The sequence below is a fragment of the Neisseria sp. P0004.S004 genome (assembly GCF_051963335.1).
GTDB lineage: Bacteria > Pseudomonadota > Gammaproteobacteria > Burkholderiales > Neisseriaceae > Neisseria.
The window spans coordinates 25,705-42,151 of the sequence record NZ_JBQCUK010000003.1; the positions used below are offsets into that span (position 1 = coordinate 25,705).

Here is a 16,447-nt window from a genome sequence, read left to right on the forward strand (position 1 = left end):
ATCGGCGCAGAACAGAAACGAAGTTGACGAAAGCCGATGCCGCCGCCGGTATCCACTACTGTAACGGGGCGTTACAGAACTGGACCGCCACCGGAAACTGTAACGGGGCGTTACAGTCATCGGCGCAGAACAGAAACGAAGTTGACGAAAGCCGATGCCGCCGCCGGTATCCACTACTGTAACGGGGCGTTACAGTCATCCAAAAAAAAGCCATCACATATGTGATGGCAACCGATTCAAAAAAGGTAGTTTAATTCTTACTTAACCATGATATTACTAGGAAGATTTCTTCGCTCCAAATTCTCAACTTTCAAAATTTCTTCAAAAACTTCTTTCATCGAAAACAATTCTGCCAAATCTCCGGCAATCTGCCTACCTCGAGAGAAATACTGTCTGCAATCAAAATAAATCTTCATATGAAGTAATCGTTCATCAAGGCTGGCATTTGTATTATCCAAAGCCGTACTAATATCTGCCCATTTAAAAAACTTTTTACGCGATTGACGCCCACTGGAAGAAACCACATTTTTAAAAAAGAGCATGTTGGGAATATAGTATTTTTTCAGATCTAAGCTAACCAGGCATTTATTACTCAATTTCAAATGTTCTCTCACGATTGGATATACAAGATCAAGTTCCTGACATGCCTCGTGGAAAGACTGTGCCTCATCGATCAACTTTTCAAGATCAGCTAATTTTAATTCAATTTCTGTTTCTATATCTTCAATTCCCCTTACCCTTAAAAGCCTTTTATATTCCCAAAATTTTAAGTATTCATCCTTACCTGATTTTTGAGTATTCATATTATTCATATCAGCCATACTTCTAAAAACAAATCCAAACCAAAAAGGGGGCCAACCGTAACTCTCCTAACACTCGATTGTAACCCCCCGCTCCAACTAGCCTGACAACCCATTGTCACGAACAATATCAACCAATTTATTGAGATCCTCCTGATTCATTTTTTTCTGGATATAAACCAAAGAGGGTTGTGACTCATATACCCAAACAGATAGTGGTATTCTAGGAAGAATTTCTTGGTCAACTGCAGACTTCAACTTCGCTAACTGTTCTGGATCAAGCAGACTGTCACGTCGAATGTTCTTGATGGCTCTAGTCTCCATAACCGCTATATACAAATCATTCAGTAACTTCCTCATCATCCGACCGCCATTATACAATGTGTCATTACATTGTTTATTAGCCATCATGCCTTTGATATTGAGAGTCTTAACGGCACATACAAAACTATCGTAATCCCGCAACAATTTAACCAGTTTGAAACCATAAGCCCGTAAAGCATTCAATCTGATATGAACAGGGTTATTGTTCTGAATCAAGGTAATCTTCATGCCGGCAGCGGCCAAACTATCAATCTGAGCATGAACCTGTTTTTTTACAGTCTCAAAAAATTCCTCAATTTCGGACATCTGTTTTTCAATCTGCAATAAACGACTTTGGGCATAAGGATTATCGGACATAGCCATACCGAACAACTCGTTACTGAGTGTCAGACCATATCTGATACCTGGCCAACGTGGGCCGTTTTTCTTGTTGTTATTGCCTTCCCACATACGAATACCTTGCTTGGTATGCATAAAAAAACCATCATCACCGGAAGAGGTCAAGCTGCCAATATTTTTAAACCGGTCGTTCTCAGAAGAAAGAATTTCATACTCCCCCCAAACCAAGTGATGCTTTCGACCTGTCTCCTTTTGAAGATGTTGCTTGAGCAGCAATTCATGGGCTTTAAACTCTTCCCACAGTTGGAACTGTTCGTCATCCTCAGTCAACTTTTGATTGACCTTACCCCCCAAAGCCAAAGCAGCACGAGCCATATCGTAACCGTCGCTGAAAGGTGACTGTTTTGTCGTGACTTTGAGATCAAATTGCTGAGCGACGTGAATCGCACCAGGTTTGACAATATATCTCTGTTTCGCAAATTCCATTTTCAAATCCTATCAAGTTATCAGAAAGTTCTTGTAAAGCCCCTTTCAGCGCAGCATATTCTCAGACGGCAAACACCATCGTCTTCTCGCTTCGCCGATGACTGGATCGACACGTTACAGTGGCCATGTTCGGACCCAGTTCTGTAACGCCCCGTTACAGCTTTTCAAAGAAACATCATAAAATTGTTGTAAAACAAAAATAGATGAAATTTTATTTTATTGATTTATATATTATTAAACTTAAATATTACTTTTTAGCATAAAACTTTCTCAAATTAGCGCGGGCAGCCTCAAAATCCGAAGAATCCTTATTTTGGATATTCTCTGAATTTTTTTGGTTTTCAAGAGATACCCGTAATTTCCGAGCTTGCTCACGATTGAATTTAACCTGCGGTGCAACAATGGCAGTAAAGTTACCTTGCGAAGCAAGTTGACAAAGTTTAGCTAAAAGGCCGAGTGGGCTAGTAACTTCCTTTTTCTGCCCCTCTATCTCATCCAAGATTTCCTGCTTCAAAGCCCAGGAACTTTTTGAAAGATGTTTTGCAAAAATCAAATCTGCCTGTTGACGCATTTGCACGTTGAAGAGCCTTGGATAAATCAAATCAACATCAGCATCAACCACTACCACATGATCTTGTTTGGGAGAACATGACTTGTTGGGTTCGACAGTCATGTAGTTGTAGTTATAAACCCCTTTGTAATTTATATAATAAATAATCTGCCGATTCGACACTTCTGAACTTTCCCAATCGACGCTTGTGAATTTCCCACTATGACCTTTCTTAAAATTCCTATTCGACACTTCCGAATATTCCCTTTCGACACTTCTGAATGTCATATCAGATAATAGGGGATTATCACGTTCAAAATTGCCCTGAAACCCTTTATCCAATCCATTTGGCCCTTTCCGCCAATCACATTTGGCCCTTTCCGCCAAACTGAGAATTTCACGTTTTTTGGTGTTATATGGATTGAAGCCGTCGTCCTGTTTGCCAGCAAGAAGTTTTTTGATGGCTCTAACAATATCGTGACCATTTACCAGGGTAAAAATACGGCGACTGGCCAAGAAATTTTTCTCATAAATGAGATTCAAATTCTTCAACCTATTTCGAGCTGTTAATTGAGATTTATAAGAGAGAGAGGTTCGCTCTTCCCAATCGGCAGCAGTCAAAGTAGCAAAGGCGTGACGTTGTAAATGTGGATGTTGAGAAACCAAACCAACAGCATCATTTAAAACACATGACAACAATACTGCCGAATTAATACAGCCTGTAAGAGAAACCAGGTCACGGTGATAAGCAATTCTCTTAGAGAAGTGTTTTCTAAAATAGAGGGAACTTGTGTTTTGCAAATCAGCCAGCGTAAGTCCAAATTGATCGTCAGTACCACTAGATTTCGCGATCATCTCAGCCATGGTATCCAAGTTCACTTTGATGGCCAAAGCAGCACCCACACCTTTACGGCATGTTTGAATAAGGTTTGTATCAAGAAGCCTAATCTTACAAGTGCGTTGCTCTCTCACTGTCAGACCCGTTTCGGCTTCCATCTGAGCAATAGATTTAAAAATCCAACCATCCCGTTCGGCAACCTCTTTGCTCACTCTTGTCCAATAAATCAACTGTGAAAGCATGGCTGCAGCTTTCAGAGATCCTGTGATGTCAATCAAACAGCGATAGATGGCGACTCTTCGACTACCTTGCAAAGCTTGCCAGCATTGTGTCAGCTCAGAATTGAACACTTTCGGTGGGGGTAATTTTGTGGCGGTAACCATCACACACATCCGTTCAAATATTCAGAGGTAAGATCAGCAAGCATCTTCAAACTGTATCTACAACGACGCGCTGCCGGCATACCATCAACACAGCTCTCAATCAAACCAAAAGAGGTTAATTCGGCAATAGCTCTTTCCTGTTGTCGCCTAGACAACATAGTTGAATGAAAAACATGCTTTTCAGCTGCATGAGTCCAAGGCGACCAGTCACCACGCTTACACAAATCTTGATATTCAGCCTCACTTTGAAGAAACGACAAATACAAGACGGACACAAAAGAAAGTCCTCTGTCGGCCAATGTCTTCAGATGAAGTTTATTAATCGAAATAGGGGGCGCAACCATATCAAGTACATCGGTTGATTCACTATGTTTGCGTACCAATTCCTCAAACAGTGCATCATTCAAAGTAAATTGGGATTCGGTTGGTGCTACAGTTCTCCGATTGAGTAAAACACCTTTCTGCAGAAGACTACTCCGAATATTTCGCCACTGTTTCGCGGTAATACCTGCTTCATTAAACAACAGATCATTATTCAAGCTTACCCATTCGCCTGGCAGACATTTCTCGACAAACCAACTCAAAAAATATCCCTCGGATACAGAACCGACCGCTTGAGCAAACTGACGCACATATGTGGCTGGCTCTTCCCACAAAGCAACCAAGCCTCGCATGAAGTCATTGGTAGACATGCTTTTAGCAGGTACAAAACCAGTCTCATAATCGTAGGAAGTAGAAAAATCCATATACATGCTCATGCTCCAAAAAACTTTTCATCGTTGATGATTGAATGTAACTGTGCAAGGCTATAGCCGGGGAACTCATCGATTAATTGCTGATAGCGAATAAAAATATCACTTTCTTTTTCTGACTTACTCCATGCCTTCAAAACTTTGAGTCTAACCTCAATAGACGGCATAACAATTCGCCCTTTAACGACAGGAGTATTCAACTCCAAACGCGCCTTTTTAATTTCTGCAGTAGAAATCAAGGAACATAAGTTCATGATCATTTGATTACTGGCCTTATGTTTCAACATCCATCGGAGCCGCTGCATTTGCTGGGAAAATCTTTGTTCGTGATTTTCCATTTCCGCAATTTTGTTTTGCAAAATTTTCAGATCAATAGAATAGGTCACGACATCGGGGCACATTGATGCCAATTTCTCAATTCGCTTTGGGTTCATCCGTTTGAGAGTATTCAAAACATCTTCATGTTCACGCGCGACCAAAGCATTGTAAGAGGCTTCGCGCGGCGTATTTGGCGCGGATGCCAATCTTGTCAGTGCAAGATTCGTATAAACCGGATCTGTATTGAATAGTCGATATACGGGATTACTAATAAACGGCTTACGCATCACTCCTCACTCCCTCTATTTTTTAAATTGTTGTACTGTGTGCTCAAAGATAAAATTTCTACCACATTGGCGTGAAATTCATGCTCAGTATTTGTCTGCCAATTCAACACAGAGGCAATGATGTTCTCTTTGTTGCCAATGCCGCAGTTTGTATATTCGTCGTATTTGTCGGGATCTTCGTATGCAATACGAAGTTTTGAATCATTTTTCAGCGAAAGCAGGGGATTTGAGCTATCGCCAACATCAAACATGAAGTTATCGATACCGCAAAGCTTCCACAGGAATGTAAAAACATTGCCGGCTTCCTCATGCAAAACATCAATAGCATAGATTGCATTTTCGGCACTGGATCCTGAAATATGCTCAAATGCTGGATACTCGACATACCAACCGTATGCGAAGTCTTTGTGGGTTTTAAAGCAATCAGACAGGTTCACTTTGGCCAACAACTTACGAACCGCAGAAAACAGTTTTTTGCTAGTTTGTTCCAAAGTAACCTGATGATTCTGAACATCCAGGGCATCGAACCCTGTCTGTTCAGTTCCTTTCGGCTCATTCCCTGCATCAGCCTCTAGGCTATCTTCTTTAGCTGGCACAGATTTAATAGCCGAATCCCCTGACTCAGTGTTTTTTTCAGATGCTTCTTTTTGATGCAAATTGAGATCTTGTTTGACAGCTGTTTCAGATTTGTTCTTATCAGATGAATTTTCTGTTTCAGGAAAGGCTTCCGCACCATATTCAAATTTGAATTTGGCGAGTACAAACTGACAAAGCTCATGTACGTCTAAGTCTGTTGCAGAATATTGGTTATGCCACTGTTCCAGCACATCTGACCATAAATATTGGAAAGAGTCGTCCAACTGAATTGATTTAGAAATTGAGAACAGGTTAGAGTGAATTTTTTTTATTTCTTCAACTTTTGCATGGGAAAGTTTGAATGCGTATTCTTGGAGCTCCTGTAAATTATCAGAAGCAAAAAAGAACAATCCCAGAGTTTTATGAGAAACCGTAAGCCCTTTATCAGAAAACATCACTTCCAGTTCGCGCAAAGAAAGTTTCCCTGAGTCAGATTCATCTTGGAAAATATCGCGAATTTCGGCGTATTTGCAGGCTTTATCCCAAAAACACATTTCAGCACGCAGTTCGTTTTCAACAAGGTGCGCAACCTGCAATGTAGTTTCGTCAGTGTAGGGGATGTAAATGCACGGCATCATACGGAAGCGGTTATCGCCAGTTTCTTCCAAGAGTTCGCGCAAGATTTTGAGACGGGTATTACCACCCTGTGCCAGTACATATTTATTTTCACCAGGTCGCTGGGTAACGTGTACCGGTTGTTGGATACCTGAAGAACGGATGGACTCTTTGATAGCCTCATAGCTGGAAACATCATGTAAACGGCGTGGGTTTTTGTCAAAGAAATCGATCTCGCTGATTGGTAACGACATTAACATGCCCTGAGAAGGGCTATCCTCGAGGCCAAAACTCATATTTGTCTGTGCAGGTGTACCGATGTTTAGGCTCAAAGCTGCTTTGGTTTGGTCCAGATTCATGACTGTACCTCCTCTTGCAGCAGGCTGGTCATGTCGTTGAAACAGCTTCCACGCAATTTTTTATTTTCGATACCAGGGAAAATCTCATAAACAATACGGTGCATGATTTCATAAGCAGACAGCATCTTTCCAAGCTGTTTACGCTCATGGCAATGAACAGGAACTCGTAACGTTGTGGCTTCCTTATATGCTTTGGCAGCAGGAACAGCTACGCTTAACAATTTACGTCTGTCGTCTAAGCTGTTGTTAAAGAAGTCTTTGATATGAGATGCGACGAATTTTGCATCATTGGTACGATCTTGTGCGTAGATGATGGCTCGTAATTGAGGCATTGGAATACGCATCGCTTCGCCTCTTTGCAGTCTCTTCAGAAGTTCTTGTGTACCTGTAAGGAACTCACGGGCACTAAGAACTTCAGGCATGATTGGGCAAAGCAAGCATGTAGCAGCGAAGGCAGCTGTATCCAAGAGAGGGCCGACTGCACCCTGAGTATCGATCAAAACAACATCGTAGTTATTCTGAATGTATTGGGAATACAGTTTGCTTCTCAGTAAAAAGGCACGATCCGGACGAGAAGTTACTTCAGTCTCGACTAAAGCAGAAATGTTATTGGAAATAACGATGTCTAAATTCGGAAAAATGGTATTGGATATTGTCGAGCGGATGACTTCTTCGGTATTTTCACCGAGAAGCAATTCGACAATACCATTTGGAGCGCGGTGGCTTATTGGGTAGTATTTAGACAGTGATGGCTGAACGTCGCAGTCGATCATTAGGACGCGGAGTCCAATATCGGCGAGAACGCCGGAGACATTAGCAATGAGTGTTGTTTTGCCTACGCCGCCTTTGGTAGCGGCCGCAGACAATATTACGGGTGCGGACATAATATTTCCTTGTATAATCAAGGAACAACGTCAGCGAGAAGAGGTGAATTAAGATGCGAAGAATATGCTTAAATCATCTTGAATAGGAAATTTAACATAATATAAATTATGCGAACTTACACTGTTATGATGTAAAAGCCTTTTTCACAAATTATGGCCACAACCAAGCCCATGTGCTTCGGCCTTCGCCTTGCAGTAAAACTAAAGTTCGGCAAGCTGAGGCTGTATTCATGCATTCGAGGCCGACTCCGTAAGTTGATAAGGCTGCGGCAATTTTGGGATGCAGAAATTGTTGTTTCGCTCCGGTACCGATAATGATGACTTCAGGACGGTTTTCTGCTGTCTCAATTGCTGATATAAAAATTTGTTCGTTTAATTCTTCGATGGTTGTTTGAGGAATGATGCTAATTTTGCCATCTTGCCAGCAAATGGGTTCTGAATATGTTTGTTCGCCGATTTGCAATATGCCTTGTGAGGATGAAAAAAATGATGCGGCTTCATCGATATGGTTTTCTGTGATTTTCATGGCAATTCCTGTTTTTATGGTAGAACGATTTTTCAGACGGCCTTAGGAAACTTGCAAAAAAAGGTGCAAAATCAAGCAATATCAGGTAGGATTCAACGTTTGACCTTGTGCATTGATGCTTTGCTCTGAATTGACGATTGCAAGCGATTATAACAAGCCTTGGTTTTTCGTGATTATTTTAAAGTATCGGCTCAAAAGGAGACACAATGAAGCCAGTAAATATCGGTCTTTTAGGTTTGGGTACAGTCGGTGGTGGTACGGCCACTGTATTGCAGGACAATGCTGCGGAAATCAGCCGCCGTTTGGGACGCGAAGTCCGTATTTCTGCTGTTTGCGATTTGAGCGAAGAAAAAGCTAAACAAATTTGCCCGAATGCTGCTTTTATCAAAGATCCGTTTGAGCTGGTTCAACATCAAGATGTTGATGTTGTTGTTGAATTGTTTGGTGGTACCGGTATCGCCAAAGATGCGGTATTGAAAGCGATTGAAAACGGCAAACATATTGTTACTGCCAATAAAAAACTGCTGGCCGAATACGGCAATGAAATTTTCCCTTTGGCGGAAGAAAAAAATGTCATGGTGCAGTTTGAAGCTGCTGTTGCCGGCGGGATCCCCATTATCAAGGCTTTGCGTGAAGGCTTGGCTGCGAACCAAATCCGCAGTATCGCCGGTATTATTAATGGTACCAGCAACTTCATTCTGACTGAAATGCGTGAAAAAGGCAGCGCGTTTGCAGACGTATTGAAAGAAGCTCAGGCTTTGGGCTATGCAGAAGCTGACCCTACTTTTGACATCGAAGGTCATGATGCCGGCCATAAAATTACGATTATGAGCGCATTGGCATTTGGTACGCCGATGAACTTTTCTGCCTGCTATCTGGAGGGCATCAGCAAACTCGACAGCCGCGACATCAAATATGCTGAAGAACTCGGCTACCGTATCAAATTGTTGGGTATTACCCGTAAAACCGACAAAGGCATCGAGTTGCGCGTACACCCTACTCTGATTCCTGAAAGCCGTCTGTTGGCTAATGTGAACGGTGTGATGAATGCCGTCCGTGTCAATGCCGATATGGTTGGTGAAACCTTGTATTATGGTGCAGGCGCCGGTGCATTGCCGACTGCTTCTGCCGTGGTTGCCGATATTATTGATATTGCCCGTCTGATTGAAGCGGAAACTGACCACCGTGTCCCTCACTTGGCATTCCAGCCTTCACAAGTTCAAGCGCAAAATATTCTGCCTATGGATGAAATCACCAGCAGCTACTATCTGCGCGTTCAAGCAACTGACGAACCGGGCACTTTGGGTCAAATTGCCGCCCTCTTGGCCAAAGAAAATGTTTCTATCGAGGCTCTGATTCAAAAAGGCGTGATTAATCAAAGCACTGCTGAAATCGTGATTTTGACTCACACAACTGTGGAACGTAATGTCAAACGCGCTATCGCAGCGATTGAAGCTCTGAGCTGCGTAGATGCTCCGATCACCATGATCCGCATGGAAAGCCTGCATGACTGAGCAACAAACAGAAAGTCCGTCTGAAGAACAATTGGCGGCCAGAAAGAAAGCCAAGGCAAAAATCCGCACCATCCGCATTTGGGCATGGATTATTTTGTCTTTGCTGGCTCTGACCGCCCTGCTCTCACAATGCGCCATGAACAAGCCGCAGATGAAACAAAATGTGGTGGAATCTTGCGTGAAAAACATTCCTTTTGCTGAAAAATGGCAAGCTGATTTGAAAGCAAAAGGTTTGGATGCGCAAAACGAGAAATTGGCTCAAGACTATTGTGTCTGCATGTGGGATCAGCCTTTGAGCAAACTCTCTGACGAGCAAATCCGAAACTTCGGCAAAATCAGCCCTGAGGAGCAACTCAAGCTCTTGGGTGGCGCGGAAGCTTTTGAGGCACGCGATAAGCAATGCGTGGCTGATTTAAAGGCTGAGTAAACCAATATCGATTTAAACTAAAGATACAAGGCCGCCTGAAATTCCAGACGGCCTTTCTTATATTGAATAAATATTAATAAGAATTGATTTCATTATATTTTAAGTTTAAGATAGCTTGGTTAATTGCTTTTCTATGGTTATTGCCATGCGTTACCACTTTCCTATTGCCGTTGATATTTATGATTTTTTGTATACCGGCCGATTTGATTATTTGGAAATCGGACAATCTGCGGAATCTATTTTGCAGATGTTCCCTGCGCCTGATTGCGTCCCTAAAGGCTTGTTGGTACAAAAAGGCTGGAATATTTGGCTTTATGGAGATATCGAGCTGCATTTCTCCGACAATCGGCTGACACAGATTCGTGCTGATTTTCAGCCTGATGCTGCCTTAAGCGGCGGCCGTTGGGTAAAGTTGAATCCGTGGTTTTTCTCAAATGGCTGCCTTGATGTGTATGCCGTCATTCAACGTTTGGTGCAACGCAATATCGATTTTATTAAAACGGAAACGCATACCAATTTAATTTTACACTTGCAAAGCGGAGTTGAATTGATTTTTGAAAAATGTCGGGGCATGCAACTTGCCTCGTTCCGCAAACAAAAAGCCTCTCTGCCCTACTGGGCGCGTGAAACAGCTTCTTAAATATAACAATGCCGTCTGAAAACCTCATTTCAGACGGCATTATCAGTTACAAACCATTTAATAACTGTCGGATTTTGGTCATTGTCATAGAAACCTGTTCGTTACAGCCTTCATTCTCTTTTCCATTATCAAAACAATCAATGCTGCTGACGCTGCAAAAGTGGGCATAGGCCATTTTCAACTCCCTGGCCAAAACGGCTTCTGGCATACCGGTCATCCCGAGTACATCTACGCCGTCGCGGCGATAACGGGCGATTTCGGCATGGGTCGGGCGGCGCGGGCCTTGCAGGCAGCCATAAACGGCGGCGTCGTAAATCGGCACATTGTGTGCTTTTGTGATGTTCAATAATTCTTGCCGCAACTCATTGCTATAAGGGTTGAAAAAATCGGTATGGACGACCGGGCATTCTTGGCCTTCAAAAAAGGTATCTTTGCGGCCATAAGTATAGTCGATCAAATCGTCCGGCAGCACCAGGCTGCCGTTTTCAAAATCAGGATTGATGCCGACGACTGAAGAAATGGCAATGATGTTTTCTACGCCTAAAGAGTGTAGTGCCCAGATATTGGCGCGGTAGTTGATTTCATGCGGCGCGATGGTATGGCTGAAGCCGTGTCGGGCAAGGAAAACAATATCCAAGCGCCCCAACCTGCCGAACAAAATAGGGCTGCTGGTTAAGCCGTATGGGGTGCGTACGATTTTTCGTTCAGTAATTTCGAGTTCCGGCAGTTTGGTCAAACCGCTGCCGCCGATAATGGCTAACATATAGACTTCCTTTGTTATCAATGGCCGTCTGAAACTTGGATTTCAGACGGCCTTAATATCATCCATTTATTTATGTTTGTAGAAATGGCTGCCGAAATAGGCAGATGCGCCTTCACGCAATAGAACCAGCGTCACGGCGGCAAGCGGCAGACCGGCAAGCATACCGACAAAACCCATCAGTTGCCCGAAAGCCATCAACGAGAAAATCACCCAGAACGGAGACAAACCGATGCGGTCGCCGACGATTTTAGGCGTAATGAAAAAGCTTTCCAAGAATTGTCCGACACCGAATACAGCCCAGACCATCAACAAGCCCTGCCATGAGCCATATTGCAAAAGCGCGGCAATTGTCGCCAGCAAAAGGCCGGTAAATGCGCCCAAATACGGAATAAATACCAAAATACCGGCAATCATACCGATGGCAAAGCCGGAATCCAAACCGACCAGCATCAAGCCCAAGCCATAGACCAAGCCCATAATCATCATAACCATCAGCTGGCCGCGCAGAAACTCGCCCAAAACTTCATCCATATTGCTGCTGATACGCGTGTAGGTCTCGATAAAACGACGCGGAACCAGTTTGCTGATTCCGGAAGACCAACGTTTCCAATCCAACAAGAAGTAATACAGCAACAAAGGCCACAACACCAAATTGCTGACACCGCTGATGACGTTGCCGCTTTGACGCATCAAGGTCGGAATCCATGCTTTGAGCGTATTGCTCAACTCATCCGTATGCGACTGCAACCATGCGATGATTGATTCTTGATCAATTTGAATATAATCCCCGCTGATGCTGTTGAGCCACGGCAGCAGTTTGTTTTGAACAAAACCCACGATTTGCGGCAGGCGTTCAGCCAGATTATTAAACTGGTTCAACAACATAGGTACGATAATCAGTACTAACGACAGCAATATCAGCAAAGCCAGCGCCATAATAATCATAGAGGCCGGCGCGCGACGGATACGCTTCAATTGCAGCCACTCGACCAAGGGATTCAAAACATAGGCCAAAACGGCGGCCACAATAAACGGCGTCAAAACATCGCCCAAGGCATATAAAAGCCAAATAAAGGCTGCGATGACGCAAGCCATAATAATCCACGGTTTTGCGCCGCGCGTTTTCTTTTGATACATAAAAAGGTGTTCCCCAGTTGATGCTTAAGGTTTTCAAAATAAATAAGCAGTATAACAGATTCACAAAGGCCGTCTGAAAGTGAGACGGCTATTAAGATAAAATAAAAATTGTTGACAATAATGCCAAAAAATTCAGCCTGAATCCTCCAATTTAAGATAAAATACGCTCCGACAATCTACCCCCATACCCGAATAAGGAAATCCAATGAGCACTTCTTTGAGCTATCGTGACGCAGGCGTGGATATCGACGCAGGCGATCAACTGGTCGAAAACATCAAACCTTTTGCCAAGCGTACTATGCGCCCTGAAGTGTTGGGTGATTTGGGCGGTTTCGGCGCTTTGGTCGAAATCGGCAAAAAATACAAAAATCCGGTATTGGTTTCCGGTACGGACGGCGTCGGCACCAAGCTGAAACTGGCATTCGACTGGGACAAACACGATACCGTCGGCATCGATTTGGTTGCCATGAGCGTCAACGATATTTTGGTTCAAGGTGCAGAACCTTTGTTCTTCTTGGACTATTTCGCTTGCGGCAAGTTGGATGTTGCCCGCGCGACTGATGTGATTAAAGGCATTGCCCAAGGCTGCGAAGAATCGGGTTGCGCTTTGATTGGCGGTGAAACTGCCGAAATGCCGGGCATGTATCCCGAAGGCGAATACGACTTGGCCGGTTTTGCCGTCGGCGTGGTTGAAAAAGAACGCGTCATCAACGGCCGCAGCATTCAGGCCGGAGACGTTGTTTTGGGCTTGGCTTCCAACGGCGCACACTCCAATGGCTACTCTTTGGTACGCAAAATCATCGAGCGCGACAATCCTGATTTGGACGCGGAATTTGACAACGGCAAAACCTTGCGCGAAGCCATCATTGCCCCTACCCGCCTGTATGTGAAACCTATCCTTGCCGCTTTGGAAAAATTCACCATTAAAGGCATGGCCCATATTACCGGCGGCGGCATTACCGAAAACGTACCTCGCGTTTTGCCTGAAAATACCGTTGCACAAATCGATGCCAAAGCATGGGAATTGCCTAAACTGTTCCAATGGCTTCAAAAAGCAGGCAATGTGGAAACCCAAGAAATGTACCGTACCTTCAACTGCGGTATCGGCATGGTTGTTATCATTGCTAAAGAAGATGCCGATGCAGTACAGGCATTCTTGAGCGAACAAGGCGAAACTGTTTACCGTTTGGGCGCAGTTCGTGAGCGAAACGGCGACGAACATCAAACCCAAGTGGCTTGATTTGAGATCCAATGAAAAAGTGCGGATGATGAATCCGCCCTTTTTTGTTTACACTGCCCTAGCCTACTTCTTCCAAAAAGCCGGCCAATTGCGCCGTATCGTGGGCAATCATCAGCTCTTCATTGGTTGGCACAACCAAAACAGCCGGAGAAGAACCGGTCGGACTGATAATGCCTGAATTGCCGTAACGTTTTTCCATATTGGCTTTGGTGTCGATGTGTAGACCCAAGAAATCAAGATAGGAAACGGTTTTGGCACGGATGTTGCGCGAGTTTTCGCCGATGCCGCCGGTAAATACGAGCGCATCTACGCCGCCGCAAGCCACCGCCATCGAAGCAATATATTTGGCAAGGCGGTAGGTCATGACTTCCAAAGCCAAACGTGCGCCTTCATGGCCTTCATCCGCCGCGATTTCCAAAGAACGACAGTCGTTGGAAAGTTCGGAAATACCGAGCAATCCTGATTTTTTGTTTAGCATTTCATCAACTTGGGCAACATCCAAACCGGCATGGGAAGTCAGATAGCTGTATACGCCCGGATCGATGTCGCCGCAACGTGTACCCATTACCAAACCTTCGATCGGCGTGAAGCCCATACTGGTGTCAACGGATTTGCCGTTTTTAATGGCGGTAATGGATGCGCCGTTGCCTAAGTGGGCAATAATCATACGGATGTCTTCCAGCGGTTTGCCCAAGATGCGTGCGGCTTCCGGGGCAACATAACGCATACTGGTACCGTGGAAACCGTAGCGGCGGAAAGCGTATTTTTTACGCAATTCGCGTGGAACGGCATAAGTGTAGGCACGCTCCGGCATGGTTTGGTGGAACGAAGTATCCATCACGCCGACATTGGGCAGGCCCGGGAAATGCTCTTGCGCAGCCAAAATGCCGTTGATATTGGCAGGGTTGTGCAGCGGAGCGAGCGGAATGCAGGCATTGAGTTCGTCCATTACTGCTTGGTCGATCAAAACAGATTCGCTGTATTTTTCGCCGCCGTGTGCGATGCGGTGGCCGATGGCTTTAATGCGGTCGTGCAGGCCGTGTTTTTCAAGCTCTTTCAACAGCATACCTACGGCACCGGCATGGTCGTTACGGCCGATCAAAGCTGTTTGGCATTTTTTGCCGTCTTTGCTGAACGTAATGACTGCTTCGGGCGTACCCAAACGTTCGCCGAGACAGCTTAAGAGAACTTTGCCGTTTTTACGGTCGATAACGGCACCTTTGAGTGAAGAGCTGCCGCAGTTCAGAACAAGAATGAGTTGGTTGGACATGGTGTTTCTCCTTTGAATTTTTGATTGTTTTTTTGGCTTTAGGCCGTCTGAAAAGAGCAAAAACATTTGAGAGCTTTCCAGATTGCCTTTGGTTTTGTGTTTAGTCAGGCTTCATGCCCAACCCTAATCTCCATTGCAGGTATCGCTACCTGACTAAAATTTGCTTATTTGGTTTTCAGACGGCCTTGTTTAATAGCGTGGCCGTCTGAAAACTTAAAAGCAATCTTCCGGCACTCGGACTTGTCCTTCCATAATCACGCGTGCGCTACGGCTCATGACTGCTTTGGTGGCCGTCCATTGTCCGTCCTGACATTCGGCGGCGGCACCGACACGCAGCGTACCTGACGGATGCCCGAAACGGACTTCTTTACGCGCTCCGCCTCCGGCTGCAAGGTTGACCAGCGTTCCGGGCACAGCGGCGGCGGTAGCGATGGCGACTGAAGCGGTACCCATCATGGCGTGGTGCAATTTACCCATGCTCAGCGCGCGTACCAACAAGTCGATGTCGGCAGCTTTTACGGTTTTGCCGCTTGAAGCGGTGTAATCGGCCGCAGGGGCGACAAAAGCGACTTTCGGAGTATGGGCGCGGGTGGCGGCTTCGGATACATCGCTGATCAAGCCCATTTTCAGCGCGCCATACGCGCGGATGGTTTCAAATTTTTCCAAAGCCGCAGTATCGTTGTTGATGTCGTCTTGCAACTCTTTGCCTGTATAGCCCAAATCTGCAGCGTTGAGGAAAATGCTTGGAATACCGGCATTGATAAGCGTGGCTTTCAGACGGCCTATATTCGGCACATCAATTTCATCAACCAAATTGCCGGTTGGGAACATACTGCCTTCGCCGTCGGCTGGATCTAAAAATTCGATTTGTACTTCGGCTGCCGGGAACGTTACGCCGTCAAGCTCAAAATCGCCCGTTTCCAAGACTTCGCCGTTTTGCATCGGCACATGGGCAATAATGGTTTTGCCGATGTTTTTCTGCCAGATTTTGACGGTACACAGGCCGTCTGAAGGGATTTTGGATTTATCGACCAAACCTTGTTCGATGGCAAATGCGCCCACGGCGGCGGTCAGATTGCCGCAGTTGCCGCTCCAATCGACAAAAGGTTTGTCGATGGAAACTTGTCCGAACAAATAATCGACATCGTGATCGGAACGTTCGGATTTGTCCAAAATTACGGCTTTGCTGGTGGACGAACTGGCATTGCCCAAACCGTCAATCTGTTTGCCGTAAGGGTCGGGACTGCCGAGTACGCGCAAGAGGATTTTGTCGCGAGCCTCGCCTGCTTCCTGCGCCGCGGCCGGCAGATCAGTGCGTTTGAAGAAAATGCCTTTAGATGTACCGCCGCGGTAGTAAACGGCTGGAATTTTAATTTGCGGCATTTCGAGTTCTCCTTTGTATTTCTAGTATGGTTTTTT

Annotated in this window: 17 protein-coding genes; 5 read left to right on the forward strand and 12 right to left on the reverse strand. The window is 44.9% G+C overall.

Features of this window, described 5'->3' with window-relative positions; all coding sequences use genetic code 11:
* A partial coding sequence (locus tag ACTHRY_RS02920) for a hypothetical protein (protein WP_440374027.1) occupies positions 1-182 on the forward strand: 182 nt, incomplete at its 5' end.
* Positions 183-257: 75 nt separating this feature from the next.
* Here ACTHRY_RS02920 and ACTHRY_RS02925 read toward each other — a convergent pair.
* From ACTHRY_RS02925 to ACTHRY_RS02960, 8 genes are all read right to left on the reverse strand, one after another.
* Positions 258-803 carry a hypothetical protein gene (locus tag ACTHRY_RS02925; RefSeq protein WP_440374028.1) on the reverse strand — a complete coding sequence of 182 codons (546 nt, stop codon included), beginning with the start codon at positions 801-803 and terminating at the stop codon, positions 258-260.
* A gap of 96 nt (positions 804-899) precedes the next feature.
* Positions 900-1,949 (reverse strand): AcaB family transcriptional regulator, encoded by a 1,050-nt coding sequence (locus ACTHRY_RS02930; protein ID WP_440374029.1) that lies wholly within the window; start codon positions 1,947-1,949, stop codon positions 900-902.
* A 247-nt stretch (positions 1,950-2,196) separates the two neighbouring features.
* Positions 2,197-3,720, reverse strand: a complete 1,524-nt coding sequence (locus ACTHRY_RS02935) for a hypothetical protein (RefSeq protein ID WP_440374030.1) — start codon at positions 3,718-3,720, stop codon at positions 2,197-2,199.
* The gene (locus ACTHRY_RS02940) at positions 3,720-4,466 is read right to left on the reverse strand and encodes a hypothetical protein (RefSeq protein ID WP_440374031.1); all 747 of its coding nucleotides are present in this window, start codon (positions 4,464-4,466) and stop codon (positions 3,720-3,722) included. Before ACTHRY_RS02940 ends, ACTHRY_RS02935 begins: the two co-directional genes overlap by 1 nt.
* Before the next feature lie 8 nt (positions 4,467-4,474).
* Positions 4,475-5,077 carry an STY4526/YPO1902 family pathogenicity island replication protein gene (locus tag ACTHRY_RS02945; protein WP_083315820.1) on the reverse strand — a complete coding sequence of 201 codons (603 nt, stop codon included), beginning with the start codon at positions 5,075-5,077 and terminating at the stop codon, positions 4,475-4,477.
* Entirely contained in the window at positions 5,077-6,627 is a 1,551-nt protein-coding gene (locus ACTHRY_RS02950) for a ParB family protein (RefSeq protein ID WP_440374032.1), read from the reverse strand. Before ACTHRY_RS02950 ends, ACTHRY_RS02945 begins: the two co-directional genes overlap by 1 nt.
* Positions 6,624-7,511 (reverse strand): ParA family protein, encoded by an 888-nt coding sequence (locus ACTHRY_RS02955; protein WP_440374033.1) that lies wholly within the window; start codon positions 7,509-7,511, stop codon positions 6,624-6,626. Before ACTHRY_RS02955 ends, ACTHRY_RS02950 begins: the two co-directional genes overlap by 4 nt.
* Before the next feature lie 151 nt (positions 7,512-7,662).
* On the reverse strand, positions 7,663-8,037 hold the full coding sequence (locus tag ACTHRY_RS02960; protein WP_049322345.1) for an MTH938/NDUFAF3 family protein: 375 nt from the start codon (positions 8,035-8,037) through the stop codon (positions 7,663-7,665).
* A gap of 206 nt (positions 8,038-8,243) precedes the next feature.
* On the opposite strand from ACTHRY_RS02960, the gene ACTHRY_RS02965 reads away from it, so the two are divergent.
* The 3 genes from ACTHRY_RS02965 to ACTHRY_RS02975 all read left to right on the forward strand — a co-directional run bounded on the left by ACTHRY_RS02965 (position 8,244) and on the right by ACTHRY_RS02975 (position 10,618).
* Entirely contained in the window at positions 8,244-9,551 is a 1,308-nt protein-coding gene (locus ACTHRY_RS02965; RefSeq protein ID WP_440374034.1) for a homoserine dehydrogenase, read from the forward strand.
* Complete coding sequence (locus ACTHRY_RS02970; protein WP_440374035.1) at positions 9,544-9,978, forward strand: hypothetical protein; 435 nt, start codon at positions 9,544-9,546, stop codon at positions 9,976-9,978. The genes ACTHRY_RS02965 and ACTHRY_RS02970 overlap by 8 nt, the downstream gene beginning before the upstream one ends.
* Positions 9,979-10,123: 145 nt before the next feature.
* Positions 10,124-10,618: a hypothetical protein gene (locus ACTHRY_RS02975; RefSeq protein WP_440374036.1), complete on the forward strand. Its 495-nt coding sequence runs from the start codon at positions 10,124-10,126 to the stop codon at positions 10,616-10,618.
* A gap of 46 nt (positions 10,619-10,664) precedes the next feature.
* On the opposite strand, the gene ACTHRY_RS02980 is transcribed toward ACTHRY_RS02975, so the two are convergent.
* Entirely contained in the window at positions 10,665-11,381 is a 717-nt protein-coding gene (locus tag ACTHRY_RS02980; protein ID WP_440374037.1) for an S-methyl-5'-thioinosine phosphorylase, read from the reverse strand.
* A 66-nt stretch (positions 11,382-11,447) separates the two neighbouring features.
* Entirely contained in the window at positions 11,448-12,518 is a 1,071-nt protein-coding gene (locus ACTHRY_RS02985; RefSeq protein WP_440374038.1) for an AI-2E family transporter, read from the reverse strand.
* A 205-nt stretch (positions 12,519-12,723) separates the two neighbouring features.
* Here ACTHRY_RS02985 and purM point away from each other — a divergent pair, with 205 nt between their 5' ends.
* Complete coding sequence (purM, locus tag ACTHRY_RS02990) at positions 12,724-13,758, forward strand: phosphoribosylformylglycinamidine cyclo-ligase (protein WP_003686290.1); 1,035 nt, start codon at positions 12,724-12,726, stop codon at positions 13,756-13,758.
* A gap of 58 nt (positions 13,759-13,816) precedes the next feature.
* On the opposite strand, the gene ACTHRY_RS02995 is transcribed toward purM, so the two are convergent.
* The gene (locus ACTHRY_RS02995) at positions 13,817-15,028 is read right to left on the reverse strand and encodes an acetate kinase (RefSeq protein ID WP_188212014.1); all 1,212 of its coding nucleotides are present in this window, start codon (positions 15,026-15,028) and stop codon (positions 13,817-13,819) included.
* 213 nt (positions 15,029-15,241) lie between these two features.
* Complete coding sequence (gene prpF, locus ACTHRY_RS03000) at positions 15,242-16,411, reverse strand: 2-methylaconitate cis-trans isomerase PrpF (protein ID WP_049322352.1); 1,170 nt, start codon at positions 16,409-16,411, stop codon at positions 15,242-15,244.
* Positions 16,412-16,447: the final 36 nt, after the last annotated feature.